This is a genomic window from Curtobacterium sp. MCLR17_039 (assembly GCF_003234745.1).
Lineage (GTDB): Bacteria > Actinomycetota > Actinomycetes > Actinomycetales > Microbacteriaceae > Curtobacterium > Curtobacterium flaccumfaciens.
This window is the reverse complement of the sequence record NZ_QKTF01000006.1, coordinates 108,722-126,407: the sequence shown is the minus strand read 5'-3', so window position 1 is coordinate 126,407 and position 17,686 is coordinate 108,722. Positions and strand designations below refer to the sequence as shown.

Here is a 17,686-nt window from a genome sequence, read left to right as displayed (position 1 = left end):
CGTGTCCGACAGCGGAGAACGTTCCGAACAGGCAACCCAGCAGCGGATGCGCGAGGTCCACGAGAAGGGCCAGATCGGTCGCTCGCAGGACCTCGGCGCGTGGATCGGGATCGCCGTCGCGGCGCTCATGATCCCGGCCGCGATCGGCAACGCCGCGGCCGCCGGACAGGACCAGCTCCTCGCCGTGCAGCGGGTCATCGAGGACCCCGAGCTCGGTGCCGTGCAGGCCCTGCTCGCCGACGCCCTCGGTTCGATGGGTGCGACCCTCGGTCCGATGCTCGCGGTCGTCGCGGTCGCGGTGCTCGCCGCCGCCGTCACCCAGGGCGGGGTGCACTTCCGCAAGATGACGCCGCAGCCCGACCACTTCGATCCGATCGCCGGACTGAAGCGCGTGTTCGGCACCCAGGCGCTCTGGAACGGGGCGAAGGCGCTGCTGAAGACCGCCGTCGTCGGGCTCGTCCTGTGGTTCGCGGTGCAGGGGCTGATGCCGGTCCTGATGACGAGCGGCTCGCTGCCGCTGTCGGCCGTGCTCGAGGCCGCCGCTGCCGGGTCCGGCACCCTGCTGCGCGCCGCGATCGTCGCCGGGCTCGTCCTCGCAGCCCTCGACGTGTTCGTGGTGATCCGCCGCAACCGGAAGCGCACGATGATGACCAAGCGCGAGGTCAAGGACGAGAACAAGCGGAGCGACGGCGACCCGCTGGTGAAGTCGCAGCGCCGCTCCCGTCAGCTCGCGATGAGCCGCAACCGGATGATCCAGGCCATCGGCACCGCGGACGTCGTGATGACGAACCCGACCCACTACGCCGTCGCGATCAAGTACGAGCCGGGCAAGTCCGCGCCCCGGGTGGTGGCGAAGGGGGCCGGCCCGGTCGCCGACGTGATCCGCGCCCGTGCCGAGGAAGAGCGGGTGCCGATCGTCCGCGACGTCCCGCTCACCCGGGCACTGCACGCCACGTGCGAGCTCGGGCACGAGATCCCCGTCGACCTGTACACGCCCGTGGCCCGCGTCCTGTCCTTCGTGATGGCGCTCAAGGCGCGCGGCACCGCGGCCGGCACACACGCGCCGCCGCGGCCGACCACCCCGGACGAGGTCGCGAGCGTCATCGACCCCGCCACCCTGACCGGGGACCTCCGCCCCCGCAGGCTCCGCACACCGCGCACCGCAGAGAACCAGACCGAAGGACTCCCCGCATGAACCGCAAGGACCTGCCGAAGCTCGTCGTCCCGGTGTTCATCGTCGGCATCATCCTGCTGCTGATCCTGCCGGTGCCGTCGTTCCTGCTCGACTTCCTGATCATCATCAACATCCTGCTGGCGCTGGTGATCCTGCTCACGACGCTGTTCGTGAAGAAGCCGCTCGACTTCTCGGTGTTCCCGTCCCTGCTGCTCGTCGCGACGCTGTTCCGGCTCGGCCTCAACGTGGCGTCCACCCGGTTGGTGCTCGGCGAGGGCTTCGCCGGCGACGTCATCCAGGCGTTCGGCCACGTCGCCGTCTCCGGGTCGATCATCATCGGCGCAGTCATCTTCCTGATCCTCATCGTCATCCAGTTCGTCGTGGTGACGAAGGGTGCCGAGCGCGTCGCCGAGGTCGGGGCACGCTTCACCCTCGACGCGATGCCGGGCAAGCAGATGGCGATCGACGCGGACCTGAACGCCGGACTGATCACCGACCAGGAAGCCAAGGAGCGCCGCGCCGCGGTGTCCGCCGAGGCCGACTTCTACGGCGCGATGGACGGTGCGTCGAAGTTCGTCAAGGGCGATGCGATCGCCGGCATCCTGATCATCATCATCAACCTGATCGGTGGCATCGCCATCGGCATGCTGCAGAACGGACTGTCCGCCACCGACGCCCTGTCGAAGTACGGCATCCTGACGATCGGCGACGGCCTGGTCACGCAGATCCCGGCGCTGCTCATGGCGGTGTCGACGGGCATGATCGTCACCCGGTCCGGCGCCGAGTCCGAGATGGGTTCCTCGGCCGCGACCCAGCTGTCGCAGTCGCGGAACGCCCTGATGATCGCCGGCGTCGCCGCGATCGCGATGGGGTTCATCCCCGGCATGCCGATCCTGCCCTTCCTGCTCGTCGGCGCGACCCTGCTCTTCACGGGCTGGCGCATCGGCCGGAACGCCGCCCGGGCCGAGGCCGACGCCGCCCAGCAGCAGGCACTCGCGGCGGCGGCACCGACCGGCGACACCCCGGAGGACCTGCTCGAGCAGATGCGCGTGCACGCCCTCGAGATCCTGCTCGCCCCCGACCTGGTCGACATGGTCTCCGGCGCCTCCGACGACCTGCTCGGCCGGGTGCGTGCCCTCCGCCGCAAGATCGCGATCGACATGGGGATCGTCGTCCCGCCGGTCCGCACCCGCGACTCGATCGACCTGCCGCCGTCGACGTACGCCATCCGGATCGCCGGCGTCGAGGCCGGTCGTGGCACCGCGCCCGCCCGCAGCGTCCTGGCGCTCGGCGACCACCTGGACGGCCTGCCCGGCACCTCCACCGTCGAGCCGGTGTTCGGCCTGACCGGCAAGTGGGTGCCCGCCGAACTGCGCCACGCCGCCGAGATGACCGGCGCGACCGTGATCGACCGGGTCTCGGTGCTCGTCACCCACCTGCAGGCGGTCATCGGCGACAACGCCGCACGCCTGCTCACCCGCGAGGACGTCAAGGTCCTGACCGAGGGCGTCAAGCAGGTCAACCCCGCCGCGGTCGAGGAACTCGTCCCCGGCATGCTCTCGATGGCCGAGTTGCAGCGGGTGCTGCAGGGCCTGCTCGCCGAGCGCGTGCCGATCAACGACCTCGGGCGGATCTGCGAGGCCCTCACGCTCCGCGCCAAGGTGTCGACCGACCCCGAGGGGCTCGTCGAGTCCGCCCGTGCGGCCCTCGGACCGGCCCTCGCCGCCCGCCACACCGACGCCGGCACCCTGCGCGTCATCATGATCGACCCGATGCTCGAGCAGTCGATGCTCGAGGGGCTCCGGCCGTCCGAGCAGGGCAGCCAGATCGTGCTCGACGCGCACCGCATCGAGCAGGTCCTGGGCTCCGTCCGCGACGCCGTGCGCTCCGTGGAGGACCAGGGGCTCTCCGCCGTCCTGGTCTGCGCCCCGCAGCTCCGCCCGGCCGTGCACCGCATGGTCGCCGCCCAGTCGAACGGGCTCCCGGTGCTGTCGTACCAGGAGGCCACCGCCGCGGGCTCCACCATCGAGACCGTGGGAGTGGTCCGTGCCGCCGACCCGATTGCAGCGTAGCGGCGCCACGCTCGAGTCCCTCCGCGACGCGGTCCGGACCGAGTTCGGCGCGGGCGCGCGGATCGTCGCGGCCGAACGCGTGACCACGCCGGGCTTCGGCGGGCTGTTCCGCAAGGCGCACGTCGAGGCCACCGTCGAGGTGCCGGAACCGGGGGACCAGCCCACCGCCCGGGTCCTCATCGCCGACTCGCCCGTGCAGCGCGTCGGCATCGCCGCGCTGCTCGCCGACGCCGAGGCAGCCGAGGCACGCATCGCCGGCACCGACGGCACCAGGGCGACGCGGGCCGACGCCTTCGCGTCGGTGCTCGACGGGTTCCAGGCGGACGGCATCACGCCGAGCGCCCCGCGCCCGACGCGCGCGCCGTCCGAGCCGGACGCGCCCACCGGGGTCGACCCGCGCCTCCAGGCCGCCGTCGACGCGCAAACGGTGGTCGACGCGCAGGCGGTGGCCGTCGCGCAGCCGGTCGTCGAGACCCGGTCGGGAGGCCCGTCCCGCGTCCTCGACGCGCCCTCGCCTGCACCGGTGGGCCGGCCCACGGCCCCGACCGTGCGGTCCGCGGACGGTGACCTGGTGCTCCTGGTCGGGCGGCCGAACGACGTCGACGCGGCCGCCGGGCTCTTCGCGGTGCGGCACGCGCTCCGGCCGACGGACGCCGCCGACCGCCGTGCGGCGATCCTGGCGCGGGCCGACGGTGTCCGCGACGGGCACGCCGTGCTCGCCGTCGCCGCTTGGGACGACCGGGCGACCGGCGACGCGCTGCAGGCCGACCAGGTGTGGGTCGTGGTCGACGTCGGGCGGAAGCCCGCGGACTCGGCAGCGATGGTGTCCGCGGTGGCCTCGCGGCTGCCCGTGGTCGGTGTCGTGGCGATCGGTGCGGGGGAGACCGCCACGCCCGGGTCGGTGGACCTGCTGGGGCTCCCCGTCGTGTCGCTAGGCTGAACGGGTGCTGGTACTCACGCGGAAGGTCGGCGAGCGGATCCTCGTCGGCGACGACATCGTCATCACGGTGCTCGACTCCCGGGGCGACGGCGTCCGGATCGGCATCGACGCCCCGCGCGGCGTGAAGATCCAGCGCGAAGAGGTCGTGCGTGCGGTCGCCGAGGCGAACGCCGAGGCCGCCGCTGCCGGTGACGACGCCGAGGCGCAGCTGCGCGCGGCGCTCGGGGCTCGCGGCGGGGCGGCCGCGGGCGACCAGGCTCCGCCGGAGCCGACCGACTCCTAGCGGCCGACACGGCCGCGCCCGTCACGGGCGCGGCTGCACGCCCGTCACGGACGTGGCTGCACGTCCGTCACGGGCGCGGCCGCGTGTCCGTCACGGGCGCGGCCGCGTGTCCGTCACGGACGGGGCTTCTTCTCCTGTTCGGGCAGGCGGCCGGCGGCGGCCTCGGCCGCGAACCAGGCACGGGCCTCGTCCTGTCGGGCCTGCTCGGCACCGAGCGCGATCGGCGCCCGGACGTGACCGGGCTCGTACCCGAAGGTCTCGATCAGCTGCGGCACGATCGGCCGGACCCGGGCGACGAGCCGGTCGATGTACGCCGACACCGCACGGGCACGCTGCGCCGACAGCCGGCCGTGCAGCAGGTACCAGTCCAGGTGCTGCTCGAGCAGGCCGAGCGCGAACAGGTCGCGCAGCCAGACCAGCACGCGTCGGGTGTCGCCCTCGGTGACCTCGTCGAGCGCCTCGGTGAAGGCGTCCCACTGCATGAGCTCGGCGTGCGCCTTCGACGCCTCGATGAGCTCGTGCTGCGAGCGGTTCAGCAGTCGGGCGGCGCGGGCTCGGTCCTTGCCGGCCGACGCCAGGCGCATGCCGATCTCGGCGACCATGGTGTCGACCCGACCGGCGAGCAGTTCGCGCTGCGTGCGGGGGTCCTGCAGGTCGGCGACGCTGGCGGCCAGGGACCCGCGGTCGGCCACGGTCTGGCCGAGGCGGCGGATGCCGGACGCGTCGGCCAGCTTCGACGCCGCGACGGCCGCCACGAACTTCGCGGTGGACGCCGGGTCCTTCGGGGCCTTCGCGCGGAACTCGGTGAGCAGGCGCTTGCCGACGAGCTGCAGCAGCACGGTGTTGTCGCCCTCGAACGTCACGTAGACGTCGAGGTCGGCGCGGAGCCCGGTCAGACGGTTCTCGGCGAGGAACCCGGCGCCGCCGCAGGCCTCGCGGGCCTCCTGCAGGGTGTCGAGCGCCGACCACGTCGACATCGACTTGAACGCCGCGGCCTGGGTCTCCAGGTCCTCCCGGCGCTCCGGGGTGTCCTCGCGCCCGCTGAAGACGTCGTCGAAGGTGCGCAGGAGCTTCTCGTGCGCGAACGACTGCGCGAACACCGTCGCCAGGCGCGGGATGAGACGGCGCTGGTGCCGGCCGTAGTCGAGCAGCACGCCCTCGGTGCCGTCACCGGTGGGGAACTGCCGGCGCTGCATCGCGTACGTCAGGGCGATCTGCAGCGCGATCTTCTGCGCGACGACCGCGGCGCCGTCGAGCGACACCCGGCCCTGCACCAGGGTGCCGAGCATCGTGAAGAACCGGCGACCGGGCGAGGCGATCGGCGACGAGTAGGTGCCGTCCGCGGCGACGTCGCCGTAGCGGTTCAGCAGGTTCGTGCGGGGGACCCGGACGTGGTCGAACGCGAGCCGGCCGTTGTCGATGCCGTTCAAGCCGCCCTTGGGGCCGTCGTCCTCACCGCTCACGCCGGGCAGGAACGTCCCCTCGGCGTCGCGGAGCGGGACGTAGAACGCGTGCACGCCGTGGTCGACACCTGCGGTCACGAGCTTCGCGAACACGACGGCGGCGTGCCCGTGCAGGGCCGCGTTGCCGATGTAGTCCTTCCACGCACCACGGAACGGCGTGTGGATCTCGAACTCCTCGGTCGCGGGGTCGTACGTGGCCGTCGTGGCGATGCTCTGCACGTCCGAGCCGTGGCCGGTCTCGGTCATCGCGAAGCAGCCGGGGACCTCGAACGAGACGATGCCCGGCAGGAACTCGCGGTGGTTCGCCTCGGTGCCCAGGTGGTGCACGGCGGACCCGAACAGTCCCCACTGCACCCCGGCCTTGATCTGCATCGACGGGTCGGCGACGACGAGCTCCTCGAACGCCGCCAGGTTGCCGCCGTGGTTGTCCTGGCCGCCGAACTCGGTGGGGTAGGGACGCTGGATCGCCCCGGCGTCGACCAGGGTCCGGAGCTGCTCGAGCACGCGTGCCCGGTGCTCGGGGATCGGCTGGCCCTCGATCTTCTGCATCGCGGGGTCGAGCGCGAGCCGCCGGGAGATCCGGCGGTCCTCGGCCCAGCGTCCGAGCAGGAGCTCCTGCACCAGCTCGACGTCGATGCGGACGTCGGTGTCCGTGCCGGCGGTCGGGGTGCCCGCTGCCGGGTCGCCGGCGGCGTCCGCGTTCGGCGCGGCGTGCTGCGCGTCGACGTCCGGCGCGGTGTCGTTGCCGCTGGCGGGGGTGGTGCGCTGGGCGGGGGCGGTGTCGACCATGGGCGGAGTCCTCCTGAACTGCGGTGTCCGTGTTGCACGGTCCACGCTAGACACCGGTGCCGACAGTGGCGGGAACGCCGTGCGGGCCGCACAACCCCGTGTCGTCGGTGGCGTCACGAGGTCGTGGGAACCCTCCAAAGACATGAGCCGTGTTCGACGATTGGGCGTGCCCACCCGGCCAGGGGCAGACTGGCCGCCATGTCATGTACCACCCCCGCGGACCGCGAAGGCCGTCCCGGACGCACCTTCTTCGGGCAACCGTTCGAGCTCTCGACACCGTTCGCCGTGGAGCTCTGGGAGCGGTTCTCGTTCTACGGGATGCAGGGCATCGTCCTCATCTACATGTACTACACGGTCACGCAGGGCGGCCTGGGGATCGACAAGGGCATCGCCACCGGCATCATGGGTGCCTACGGCGGCGCGGTCTACCTGTTCACGATCATCGGGGCGTGGATCGCCGACCGGCTGATCGGTGCGGACCGGACCCTGTTCGGCAGCGCGATCGTCGTGATGCTCGGGCACATCGCCCTCGCGCTCATCCCCGGGGTGGCCGGGGTCGGGGTCGGCCTCGTGCTCATCGCGCTGGGCTCCGGCGGGCTCAAGGCCACCGCCACCACGATCGTCGGCGGCCTCTACAGCCGCGAGGACCCGCGCCGCGACGCCGGCTTCTCGCTCTACTACCTCGGCGTGAACCTCGGGGCGTTCTTCGGACCGCTGCTCACCGGGCTGCTGCAGAGCTCGCTCGGCTTCCACTGGGGCTTCGGCCTGGCCGCCGTCGGCATGGCGGCGGGCCTGGTGCAGTACGCGATCCGTCGGAAGAAGTTACCCGAGGTCGTCCGCCACGTGGCGAACCCCGTCGACCGCCGCCGCCTGCCGCTCATCGGTGCCGGCGTCGTCGTCGCGCTCGTCGTCATCGTCGTCGCCGTGCTGACCGGCCTGCTCAACGTCGGCAACCTGCCCACCGTCGTGGTCGCGGTCGTCGTGTTGGCCACCATCGGTTACTTCGTCGTGATCCTGTCGAGCGGCATCACCCGTGACGAGCGGTCGCGGGTCTTCGCGTTCATCCCGCTGTTCATCGGCAGCGCCGTGTTCTGGTCGCTCTACCAGCAGCAGTTCACCGTCGTGACGGTCTACTCCGACGAGCGCCTCGACCGCTCGCTGTTCGGGTGGGAGATGCCGGTGTCGTGGGTGCAGTCGATCAACCCGGTCTTCATCATCGTGCTGTCCGGCGTCTTCGCGGCGCTGTGGACCAAGCTCGGCGATCGCCAGCCGTCCACCCCGACGAAGTTCGCCCTCGGCACCGGGATCATGGGGCTCGCGTTCCTGCTCTTCCTGCCGTTCACCGGCTCGGGCGAGAACGGCACACCGCTGCTCGCGCTCGTCGGCATCCTGCTGGTCTTCACGCTCGCGGAGCTGCTGCTCTCGCCCGTCGGCCAGTCCGTCGCCACGAAGCTCGCGCCGCCCAAGTTCCAGACGCAGATGGTCGCGTTGTTCTTCCTGTCGGTGTCGCTCGGCACCGCCGTCACCGGGGTGCTGTCCCGCTACTACGACCCGGCGAACGAGGCCCCGTACTTCACGATCCTCGGCCTGGTCGCCGTCGTGGTGGGCGTGGTCCTGCTGCTCCTGGCCAAGCCGGTGCTGCGGCTCATGCGCGGCATCCGGTAACCTGAGCGGAGCCACACGCCGACGCAACCAAGGAGTCACCACCCATGCTCGAACTCATCGCAGGGATCATCATCGGCGTCGGCGTCCTCGGTGGCGTCGGGTGCTGCATGGCCGTCGCGGCCATGATGAAGAGCGGCTCCGAGGAGTACTGAGTCCCTGACCCGGACTACTCGCCGCTGTCGGTCGTGACCGGCACCAGCTGACGACTCAGGACGGTCGCGCGCTCGAAGGGGCCGCGGCCGTCCTTCGTGTACACGGGCTCCTCGAACGCGACGGTCCACGTGCGCTGTGTCCCGCCGATCTGACTCCCGCCGGGAGCCACGATCACCCCGATCGGCTCGTCGGCCCACTGCTCGCCACCCCGATCGGTGTCGATGACCTGCACGAGGGCACCGATGCCGAGACCGGGAGCGTCGTCGGGGCGGGGACTGGGGGAGCGGCGGCGTCCGAACACGCCATCACCGTAGCGGCGCGTGGTCATGGAACGTCTGTGCGGCACCTGCCGACACGCTGACGGCCCGGCCGCCGGGTGGTCAGGACACCCCGCCGACACCGCGTCGAGTGGCCACGAACCGTCGTCGGCGGCGCAGCCAGGCGACGGTTCGTGACCAGCGCGCGGAGGTGAGCGGGGTGTTGCGACCGGCGGGACGACGGCCGGGAGGCCCGTGGCGGGCCGGCACCGCGCCTCCAGGCAGTTGTCGGTCGCGTCCAGAGCGCGGGTCGGGTGGTCAGGACACCCCGTCGACACCGCGTCGAGTGGCCACGAAGTGTCGGCTGCGCCGCCGCCAGGCGACGGTTCGTGACCCCTCGGCGAACCTGAGCGGGGTGTTGCGACCGGCGGGACGACGGCCGGGAGGCCCGTGGCGCGCCCGCACCGCGCCTCCAGACCGCCGTCGGTCGCCTCCAGGCCGCGGCCGGGCGGTCAGGACACCCCGCCGACACCGCGTCGAGTGGTCACGAAGTGTCGGCCTCGGCGCCGCCAGGCGACGGTTCGTGACCCCTCGGCGAACCTGAGCGGGGTGTTGCGACCGGGGGGACTACGGCCGGAAGGCCCGTGGCGGGCCGGCACCGCGCCTCCAGACCGCTCGGTCGCGTCTAGGCCGCGGGCCGGGTGGTCAGGACGCCCCGCCGACACCGCGTCGAGTGGCCACGAAGTGTCGGCTGCGCCGCCGCCATCCGACGGTTCGTGACCAGCGCGCGGAGGTGAGCGGGGTGTTGCGACCGGCGGGACGACGGCCGGGAGGCCCGTGGCGGACACGCACCGCGCCTCCAGGCCGCTGTCGGTCGCGTCCAGAGCGCGGGCCGGGTGGTCAGGACACCCCGCCGACACCGCCTCGAGTGGTCACGAAGTGTCGGCTGCGGCGCCGCCATCCGACAGTTCGTGACCGCTCGGCGAACCTGAGCGGGGTGTCCTGACCAGCCGACACGCGCGACCACTCACCGCGGCCCGCGTCAGACGGCGGCCGGCTCCAGCCGGGCGATCTCGGTGATGGACGAGTGGCCCGTCTCAGGGTGCTTGCGCATCGACAGGAGCCGCTCCATCGACGGCTCGAGCGCCGTGACCTTGTCGAGCGGCGCACTCACGACGAGCTGGAACCCGAGCCGGAGCCACGCGGTGACCGCACGGCCGGCGAACTCCGAGTCCGCCTTGATGAACGCCTCGTCGAGGAACACCGGCGCGAACCGGGGCCGGGGACGGGTCTCGTCACCGAGTTGGTAGCGCAGCGCGGCGCCGACGATGAACGCCACGAGTTCCTGCGTCTCGCCACCGGACTTGTCGCCGAGTGACGAGTACACCCCGAGGTCGTTCCCGTCGGTGTCGTACCGGACTGCCGTGATCTCCATGTGCCGGCGGACGTCGAGCACCGCGTCGCGCTGGGTGGTGCGGCCCCGGGCGGCGTCCGGGTCGGGCCGGATGACCGCCATGAAGCGCCGGAGCCGTCGGAACCGGGTCTCCAGCACGTCGTCGGTCAGCTCGGTGTCGACCGAGGCGGACAGGGCGCGGAGCTCGCGGCGGAAGGCGGTGACGTCCTCGCGGGTGACCCGGCGGATCTGGATCTTCAGGCGGTCCCGGTTCGCGCCGAAGGGCAGCTCCCGCAGGATCTCGTTGACCGGCTCGAGGCGCTCCTCGATCTCGACGACGGCGCGGTCGAAGGCACCGGCGAGCGGGACGAGGTCCTCGCCGCTCCACTGCGACAGGCGTCGACGCCACTCGCTCCGACGCGCGTGCAGGCCGGTCGCCACGATCTGGTCGAGGATCGCGTGGTAGTCCGGGTACGACGCGACACCGGTGCCGAGGTTCGGGTCGGGCCAGGCATCCTGGTACCTCTGGAACGTCAGCGTCAACGAGGTCGAGGCTGCTGCGGCACCGTCGAGTGCCTGCGTGAGCCGCTCCTCGAGCCGGCGCTTCAGCCGTCGCGTGGCGTCGTCGAACCCATCGACGCCGTCCGGGGCGCCGATCTCCTCGAAGGTCTCCTCGAGCAGGCGGGCCTGCTGGTCGTCCGGCAGCGAACCGGGCGAGGACTCGAAGCGCTCGAGGATCTCGGCGGCGGCGTCCTGGCCGTCGACGAGCACCGCGTGGCGCTCCTCGAGCCGCTGGACGGACAGCCGTGCGGCGGAGCGACGGTCGGCAGCCTCGTCGAGGGACTTCCGGAGCCGGGCGACCGAGGCCCGCAGCGTCCGGAGGCCGTCGTCGGCGGCGAGCAGCGCCTGCCGTTCCTCGTCGAGCCGGGCGAGGGACGTCCCCAGCCCGTCGACGTCGATCGCGGCCCACGTGGCGTCGACCACGTGCTGGTGCGCGGCGCGGAGCACGTCGAGCGCGGTGAGGTCCTGCGCGACGTCGGTGCGGCGGGCCTCGAGCGTGGCGAGGTCCTGCGCGATCGAGGCGAGCTCCTGCTCGACCGCGGCGACGCGGGCCTCGTTCGTGAAGCCGATGACGTTCGACTGGCGGCGGTCACCGTGCGCGCCACGACGGCCGTCGCGCAGCTGCCCGGACTCGGTGACCCGGCGGCCACCACCGCCGAGGTCGGACGCCGAGGCGACACAGCGGGCGTCGGTGCGGTCGGACTCGATCCGCTCGCGCACCCAGGTGCTGAACGGCGACGGCTTGATGGCGAGCTTGCCGGACACCATCGCCGGGTCGCCGTCGAGGTCCAGGTGCGGCCCGGTCGGCACACCCTCGAACTGCACGCGGACGGGCAGGCGGAGTGCGTCGATCGCCTCGCTGAAGTCGCCGAGGCGGTCCTGGTCGACGAGCAGCGTGCGGGCGACGGGCGCCAGGACGGACTCGATGGCCGTGCGCCAGCGCTCCTCGCCGTGCAGCACGTCGAGCAGTTCCGCCACGAAGGGCAGTTCGGCCGGGTCGATGCCGGCGGCGCGGGCCATGGCGAGCCGGGCCTCGTGCATCGGCAGCGGCATGGCGCCCTGCCGGTGTTCGAGCGACTGGCGCTCCTGCCGCAGGGACCGTTCGCGGTCGAGGAGCGGGTACTCCTCGCGGGTCAGGGCGTCGCGGCGCTCGTCGAGGGCCGTGCGCGCGTCGGTGTACGACCCGAGGAACTCGTGCGAGCTGCGCTGTGCGGCGGTGAAGTCGGCCTCGGTCGCGACGGACGTGCCGAGCACCGCGGTGCGCTCGTCGAAGGTGGCACGGGTGCGGACCACGGCGTCGCGCTCACGGGTGAGCCGTTCGATGCGGTCCTCGAGCTGGGCGAGCGCGTTGCCGCCCTGGTCGCGGAGCCGGGCCTCGGCGTCGCGCAGCTCGATCTCGACGGCGGCGTGCCGGGCCTCGGCCGCGGCGACCTCGGCGCGCGATGCCGTGCGCTCCCGGGCGTTGCGCGAGACCTCGGCGTCGAGCAGGTCGCGCTTCCGCGAGGCCGTCCAGTGCGCGAACGGCGACACCTCGGCGCCGGTCGCGATGCCGTCCAGGGCCGCTGCGGCTTCGGTCGCGCGCGAGATCTCGTCGTGCAGGTCGGTGATGGGGGAGAGGATGCGGACCTTGCGCTCCTCGGTGTCCATCGCCTCGTACGCCTCGTCGAGGGCGGAGAAGTGTGCGAGGGCCCGGTCGGCCGCCTCGTACGTGCCGGGGGTCTCGAGCACGAGCGACTTGTACAGCGCGTCGACGGTCGGCAGGTGCTGGCCGGCCTGGATCCGGGCGAGCAGGCGCATCGCGCGGTTGCCGCCGCCGGAGTCACCGATGCCCAGCCGGGTCTGCAACGTGTACGCGAGCTCCTGGTAGGTGTCGCGGATGACGAGCCCCGGCACGCGGCCGGTCAGCTCGAGGTGGTGGAACCGCGACGGCACGAACTCCTCGAGCCGGCGCAGGTCGAAGGTGTCGTCGACCGTCGCCATGGTCATCTGGATGTCGCCGACCCCGCGGGCGCGCTTCGGCACGATGTACGCACGCAGCACCGTGAAGCGCCGCTCGTCGTCGTTCCGGAACGTGACCGCCGCAGCGCCCCAGGTGGTCTGGTCGTCGCCGCGCAGGTTCACGTCGCGCAGGCTGCCGGTCTCCGGGTCGCGCCGGGTGTCGACCTTGCCGCGCAGGTACGTGAGCAGGTTGCGCTGGTCGGCGCTGCGGGCGCGGCCGGTGGTGGCGTCGTTGGAGGCGCCGTTGAACGGCACGTCGGACGGCATCATTACGGCCAGGTAGGCGTCCATCAGCGTGGACTTGCCCGTGCCCGAGGCGCCGGAGATGAGCGTCGCCGTGCCGGACAGCTCGACCTGCCGGTGGCCGTGGAACCCACCCCAGTTGACGACCTGCATCGACTCGGCGCGCCACTGCGCGACCGTGTCGAAGAGCGCCGGGATCTCGAACGTGTCGGTCACGCTTCCGTCTCGCCTTCGTCGTCGGTGTCGGTGTCGGTCTCGGCTTCGCCGTCTGCCGGGAGGCCCGGGTCGTCCCCGTCGGTCGGCTCGCCGCCCGGGGCGGTCGCCTCACCCTGCGCGGTGGTGGTCCGCAGCCAGGCGTCCAGTTCGAGCAGGCGCTCCAGGGGGAGCAGCACCTCGACGACGCTCGCCACCCGGAAACGGTCCGGGTCGGAGGTGCGGATCAGGATGCGTGCGGTCACGAGACGCTCGATGGCCTTGGCGACCCGGCCCTCGTCGCGGGTGCGGTCGGTCGCGGTCGCCGGACGGAAGCCCGCCACGTGGCCGAGGATCTCGGACCGGTCGACGACGACCTGGTCCGGGCCCGGTCGGGCGTCGGCGCGCAGTCGCATCCGCAGGTAGACGAGGACGATCGTCTCCTCGCGGGTGTACGGCAGGTCGCGGAGCAGGGTCGGGAACGTGCGGCGCTGGCTCTCCGACCGGGCCTGGCGCTTCCACGCGACCTCGCGGTCACGGTCGACGTGCAGCTCGAGGAACAGGTCGTTCAGACGGGACCGCAGCTGGTACTCGGCGTCGAGGACCGCACGCCACTCGTCGGGGTGCGTGCGGGAGCTGACGTACGAGTGCCGCAGCAGGGCGACCAGGGCGCGTCGCTGGTGCTCGTCGAGCCGGCCCTCGTCGCCCTCGAAGAGGGCGAAGCTGGACTCGTCACGCTCGTCGTCCTGCATCACGGATGCGGGGTCGTCGTAGGGGACCGTGTCGTCGACCGGTGCCGGCGTCATGTCGCTCACCGTGCCTCCTGTGCGTTCTCGTCGTGTGCGTCGCCGACCGGAGTGCGCTCGTCGTCGAGCGCAGCGGTGGGCATGTGGAAGGTGATCGCGGTGCCGTCGGGGCGGACCGTGCGGTGCTCGGCGACGTGGGCGGCCGACTCGAAGTCGTCGCGCCCCGTCAGCAGGTGCGCGAGGCCGAAGAGCTCGACCGGTCGGCGCTGCTCGGGCGGCAGCCCGTGGAACGCATCGACGCTGGAGTCGGCCTCGGCGAAGCGGAGTGCCGCGCGCAGCTCGGTCAGGAGCGGCCCACCGTGCTTGCGGAGCATCTCGACGTCGAGGTCCTCGAAGACGTCGTCGTCGGGTTCCTCGATGGGCGGCGGCACGGACTCGGCGTCCGGGTCGTAGAAGCGCTCGCGCAGCGTGCCGACCTCGGCCGCCGCCGGCAGGAGCGGCAGCGGGATCCGGTCGCGTGCGCCGCCCTGGTCCATCAGGGTGGCGAGGCCGCGGTTGATCGAGCGGAGCACCGCGTCGAGCTCGCGGTCGCGCACCACGTCGTGGGCGACGATCTGGTCGCGGAGCGTGGCGGTGAGCTGACGGCGCTGGGCGAGGACGTCCTCGATGCCCTGGCGCAGGATCGTCACGGTGTTGCGGAAGGCCCGACGCTCGCCGGCTCCGAGGCCCTGCGCGAACGGGTGCGCCAGGATCGTCGCGATGTCGTCGCGGAGCCGCAGGAGCAGGGCGTCGTCGCGGAGGAGCTCGAAGGCACCCTCGAAGGCACGGCCCTCGGGCGTCGCTTCCATCAGGTTGTCGGTGCGCGCCAGGTAGTCGTCGAGGATCTCGCCGATCGGGCGGACCTCTTGCCGGAAGTCCTCGACGATCGAGCGGTGCATCGTCGCGACCGCTTCTTCCACGCGCTTGAAGTCGCTCGGCAGCTGCCGGATCAGGTCGGAGATGTTCGTGTACCCGTCGCGCATCCGGTCGTCGTCGACGGCCACGACGTCGTCGCCGTGCTCCAGGCGCTCCCGCTCGGCCTGCAGCTCGGCGATCTGGGCGTCGATCCGGCGGATCTGCACGTCGGGGTCGGGTTCGGCGCGAGCCGCCCACCGGTGCACCGCGTCCACGATCATCGCCAGCCGGCTCTCGCTGATCAGGGCACGGTCGGCCGACAGGGCGTCGACGAGGCTCAGCGCCTCGAGGGCGTGGCTGGTCAGGGAGTACTGCTCGTCACCGTCGGGGGAGTTCGAGCGGACGAGCCACTGGGCGCCGACCCACTCGCGACACAGCGCGCGGCCGTTCGGGCGGGCCTCCTGCTCGCCCTCGGTCTGCTCGCTGTCGGCCTGCGCGCTGGCCGCCGGCACCGGCTGGTCGCTCGCGGGCACACGGGCACCCGCGGCCTGCAGGCGCGCGACGTGCTCCTCGACCTGCAGGTGCATGCGGTCGGCGGGGACGTACTGCACGTCGCGATCGAAGACCGTGCGGAACACGGCCAGGACCGTGGCGCTGGTCGGCCGGGACATGAGCCGCAGGGTCGGACGGTCGAGGACCGCTCGGACCCGGGCGAACTCGAGGTCGACGTCGGTCATGCGCCCCTTCGTCCGATCGTGCTGGTGGTCTGGCCCGCGTGCTGCGGCCTGATGAGATGACAAGAGCCCGACGCTGCTGCGTCGGGCTCTTGTCGGTGGTGTTCGTGTTGCTCTGTGGGCGATACCAGACTCGAACTGATGACCTCTTCGGTGTGAACGAAGCGCGCTACCAACTGCGCCAATCGCCCCCTGCACTGTTCGTGCGGATCGATACTAGCGGAAGTCCGGCGGTGCATCGAACACGTCGCGCGGCCCGGGTGTGGCGCGCTGCCCGCAGGGGGTGTCGAACCGCCCCGATCCGCATGAACTCGGGGGACACGCCCGGTGAACGGGGAGGATTTTGGTGGAAGTGCCCCGGTGCGTATAGAGTTTACGTCGTCGCCGCGACAGCGGAACGACAAGTGCGGATGTGGCGCAGTGGTAGCGCATCACCTTGCCAAGGTGAGGGTCGCGAGTTCGAATCTCGTCATCCGCTCGAGTGTGGGTCTTCTCGAAGGCCCGCGACTCACCAGAGGGTATCCCACCGTTCGGGTACTCACGGAGACGTGAACCTCGATGGTGGGGTGGCCGAGAGGCTAGGCAGCGGCCTGCAAAGCCGTCCACGCGGGTTCGAATCCCGTCCCCACCTCCAGATCCACCCTCCAAGACCTTGATGGACTCCGGTCCACGCAGGGACTTGGGCGATTGGCGCAGCGGTAGCGCGCTTCCCTGACACGGAAGAGGTCACTGGTTCGATCCCAGTATCGCCCACCACCACGAAGCCCCCGGCAGGACCACCAGGTCCAGTCGGGGGCTTTCTTCGTTCCGGTCTGCTCGCCGTTCCCATTCCGTCAGGACCGCGGCGCTCCGTGGACCCCGCCCGGTACGGTGGTGGACATGCAGATCGGCCGGAGGTGGAAGCGTGCCCGACGCGGCACCACGCCGGTACTGTTCCACAAGGTCTGCGAGTGGCAGCGGAACGATCGGGACCCCGGTGACGTCGTCGTCGAACGAGGAGTCTGGCTGGCGTTCACCGCGCGCCGAGTCGCGGTCTACGAGTTCGACGGCCGTGACACCCACGCTGCCGTGCTCGAACTGGACGAAGTGCTCGGCCCGACGTGGCAGGAGATGATCGACGAGGCGCCGGCAGACTGGCTCCTGACACACCTGGAACGATTCGCGAGCGGTGTGGACGTCCGCCGGGCGGTGTTGGACGACTACGCCCTCCGGCACGATGGCGGATCACCGCCGACCATCGAGTGGGCGATCCGGCTGTAGCGACGGAGTTCCCTCGAGGCCGACCGGGATGGTTCAGACCGAGCCGATGATCCGGCGCCTCAACAGTGCTGAGATCTCGGGGTCGATCGGTTGATCGGTCGGGTCAGACTCCGTCGGTCGCTGCCTGTGGGGTTTCGCCGGGGCGGACCTGCAGGCCTTTCGTCGTTCCCGTTGCCGTTCCCCGCCCCGCCCCGCCCCGCTCCGCGCCGCTCAGCTGACCGGGTTCCGGCGCAGCAGGAACGTGCCTGCCTCGACGGCCGCACGGACCGCGGTGAGTGTCTCCGAGGGTGCGTGTCCCGTCGTGTCGATCACGTGGTGTTCGAGGGACCGGAGCGCGGAGAACTGCGCCCACATCGCGAGGACCGGCGCCTCGTCGACGAGTGCGTCCGGCTCGGTCCGGCCCTGCGCTCGTCGCAGGGTCTCGTCGCGGGAGGGACGGAGGACGACGTAGTGCAGCGGTGGCCTGCTCCGGATCGGGCCCGGGTCCAGGTCCAGGAAGTGGTGCAGCATCCACGGCCCGACGATGCCGTCGACGACGACAACGAACCCACCGGCGGCGTACGCGGACGCCGCAGTGCTGATGACCCGCATGACCGTTTGGTTTTGCTCGTCCGCCTCTGGTCGGTACGGCGGAACCGAGCCGGAAACGATCGCGTGCCAGAAGTCGTCCGTGTGCAGGTGCACCGAACGCGGGAACGAAGCAGCGACCGCCCGTGCCGTCGTCGACTTTCCTGCGCCGGGCGGACCGGTGATGATGACGACCGCAGCAGCGTCCATGACCTCGGAGGCTAGCCGCTGCCACGAGCCCGCACACGGGGTCGTCGGAGGTCGAACACGCCCGACGTTGGGGGCGCGGCCCGTGTTCGGCC

12 protein-coding genes and 4 tRNA genes are annotated in these 17,686 nt (G+C 71.9%); 9 read left to right on the top strand and 7 right to left on the bottom strand.

Translation table 11 applies throughout. The annotated features are described in order from the left end of the window. The first annotated feature begins 1 nt into the window (after position 1). The 4 genes from DEJ00_RS09500 to csrA are packed head-to-tail and all read left to right on the top strand — an operon-like array spanning position 2 to position 4,469. Positions 2-1,195, top strand: a complete 1,194-nt coding sequence (locus tag DEJ00_RS09500) for a flagellar biosynthesis protein FlhB (protein WP_035808276.1) — start codon at positions 2-4, stop codon at positions 1,193-1,195. After that, on the top strand, positions 1,192-3,246 hold the full coding sequence (locus DEJ00_RS09495; protein ID WP_027465543.1) for a flagellar biosynthesis protein FlhA: 2,055 nt from the start codon (positions 1,192-1,194) through the stop codon (positions 3,244-3,246). The genes DEJ00_RS09500 and DEJ00_RS09495 overlap by 4 nt, the downstream gene beginning before the upstream one ends. Next, positions 3,221-4,186 (top strand): hypothetical protein, encoded by a 966-nt coding sequence (locus tag DEJ00_RS09490; RefSeq protein WP_111054176.1) that lies wholly within the window; start codon positions 3,221-3,223, stop codon positions 4,184-4,186. The genes DEJ00_RS09495 and DEJ00_RS09490 overlap by 26 nt, the downstream gene beginning before the upstream one ends. A gap of 4 nt (positions 4,187-4,190) precedes the next feature. Further along, positions 4,191-4,469 carry a carbon storage regulator CsrA gene (gene csrA, locus DEJ00_RS09485; protein WP_111057179.1) on the top strand — a complete coding sequence of 93 codons (279 nt, stop codon included), beginning with the start codon at positions 4,191-4,193 and terminating at the stop codon, positions 4,467-4,469. A gap of 113 nt (positions 4,470-4,582) precedes the next feature. Here the strand turns inward: csrA and DEJ00_RS09480 are convergent, their stop codons facing one another. Next, the gene (locus DEJ00_RS09480) at positions 4,583-6,721 is read right to left on the bottom strand and encodes an acyl-CoA dehydrogenase (RefSeq protein ID WP_111057178.1); all 2,139 of its coding nucleotides are present in this window, start codon (positions 6,719-6,721) and stop codon (positions 4,583-4,585) included. A gap of 198 nt (positions 6,722-6,919) precedes the next feature. Between DEJ00_RS09480 and DEJ00_RS09475 the strand changes: the two genes are divergently transcribed. Then, positions 6,920-8,386 (top strand): peptide MFS transporter, encoded by a 1,467-nt coding sequence (locus DEJ00_RS09475; RefSeq protein ID WP_111057177.1) that lies wholly within the window; start codon positions 6,920-6,922, stop codon positions 8,384-8,386. Between the two features lie 166 nt (positions 8,387-8,552). Here DEJ00_RS09475 and DEJ00_RS09470 read toward each other — a convergent pair whose 3' ends face one another. From DEJ00_RS09470 to DEJ00_RS09450, 5 genes are all read right to left on the bottom strand, one after another. Continuing rightward, positions 8,553-8,840 carry a hypothetical protein gene (locus DEJ00_RS09470; protein ID WP_139178754.1) on the bottom strand — a complete coding sequence of 96 codons (288 nt, stop codon included), beginning with the start codon at positions 8,838-8,840 and terminating at the stop codon, positions 8,553-8,555. A 998-nt stretch (positions 8,841-9,838) separates the two neighbouring features. Further along, positions 9,839-13,207 carry an ATP-binding protein gene (locus DEJ00_RS09465; protein ID WP_111057176.1) on the bottom strand — a complete coding sequence of 1,123 codons (3,369 nt, stop codon included), beginning with the start codon at positions 13,205-13,207 and terminating at the stop codon, positions 9,839-9,841. Then, positions 13,204-13,989: a DUF4194 domain-containing protein gene (locus DEJ00_RS09460; protein WP_258373624.1), complete on the bottom strand. Its 786-nt coding sequence runs from the start codon at positions 13,987-13,989 to the stop codon at positions 13,204-13,206. Before DEJ00_RS09460 ends, DEJ00_RS09465 begins: the two co-directional genes overlap by 4 nt. 5 nt (positions 13,990-13,994) lie before the next feature. Then, positions 13,995-15,560, bottom strand: a complete 1,566-nt coding sequence (locus tag DEJ00_RS09455; protein ID WP_111057174.1) for a DUF3375 family protein — start codon at positions 15,558-15,560, stop codon at positions 13,995-13,997. A 115-nt stretch (positions 15,561-15,675) separates the two neighbouring features. Beyond that, positions 15,676-15,748, bottom strand: a tRNA-Val gene (locus DEJ00_RS09450). Positions 15,749-15,963: 215 nt separating this feature from the next. Between DEJ00_RS09450 and DEJ00_RS09445 the strand changes: the two genes are divergently transcribed. From DEJ00_RS09445 to DEJ00_RS09430, 4 genes are all read left to right on the top strand, one after another. Further along, positions 15,964-16,035 (top strand) — tRNA-Gly (locus DEJ00_RS09445). 82 nt (positions 16,036-16,117) lie between these two features. Further along, positions 16,118-16,191 (top strand) — tRNA-Cys (locus DEJ00_RS09440). Positions 16,192-16,238: 47 nt separating this feature from the next. Continuing rightward, positions 16,239-16,313: transfer RNA gene (locus tag DEJ00_RS09435), tRNA-Val, on the top strand. 123 nt (positions 16,314-16,436) lie between these two features. Then, positions 16,437-16,817, top strand: a complete 381-nt coding sequence (locus DEJ00_RS09430; RefSeq protein ID WP_146247933.1) for a hypothetical protein — start codon at positions 16,437-16,439, stop codon at positions 16,815-16,817. A 210-nt stretch (positions 16,818-17,027) separates the two neighbouring features. Here DEJ00_RS09430 and DEJ00_RS09425 read toward each other — a convergent pair whose 3' ends face one another. Continuing rightward, entirely contained in the window at positions 17,028-17,594 is a 567-nt protein-coding gene (locus DEJ00_RS09425) for an AAA family ATPase (protein ID WP_111057172.1), read from the bottom strand. Positions 17,595-17,686: the final 92 nt, after the last annotated feature.

Excerpts from the sequence above, each read along its gene's own strand:
- DEJ00_RS09495 (WP_027465543.1), top strand. The coding sequence starts at position 1,192 with ATGAACCGCAAGGACCTGCCGAAGCTCGTCGTCCCGGTGTTCATCGTC.
- DEJ00_RS09480 (WP_111057178.1), bottom strand. The coding sequence starts at position 6,721 with ATGGTCGACACCGCCCCCGCCCAGCGCACCACCCCCGCCAGCGGCAAC.
- DEJ00_RS09475 (WP_111057177.1), top strand. The coding sequence starts at position 6,920 with ATGTCATGTACCACCCCCGCGGACCGCGAAGGCCGTCCCGGACGCACC.
- DEJ00_RS09460 (WP_258373624.1), bottom strand. The coding sequence starts at position 13,989 with ATGACGCCGGCACCGGTCGACGACACGGTCCCCTACGACGACCCCGCA.
- DEJ00_RS09455 (WP_111057174.1), bottom strand. The coding sequence starts at position 15,560 with ATGACCGACGTCGACCTCGAGTTCGCCCGGGTCCGAGCGGTCCTCGAC.
- DEJ00_RS09430 (WP_146247933.1), top strand. The coding sequence starts at position 16,437 with ATGCAGATCGGCCGGAGGTGGAAGCGTGCCCGACGCGGCACCACGCCG.
- DEJ00_RS09425 (WP_111057172.1), bottom strand. The coding sequence starts at position 17,594 with ATGGACGCTGCTGCGGTCGTCATCATCACCGGTCCGCCCGGCGCAGGA.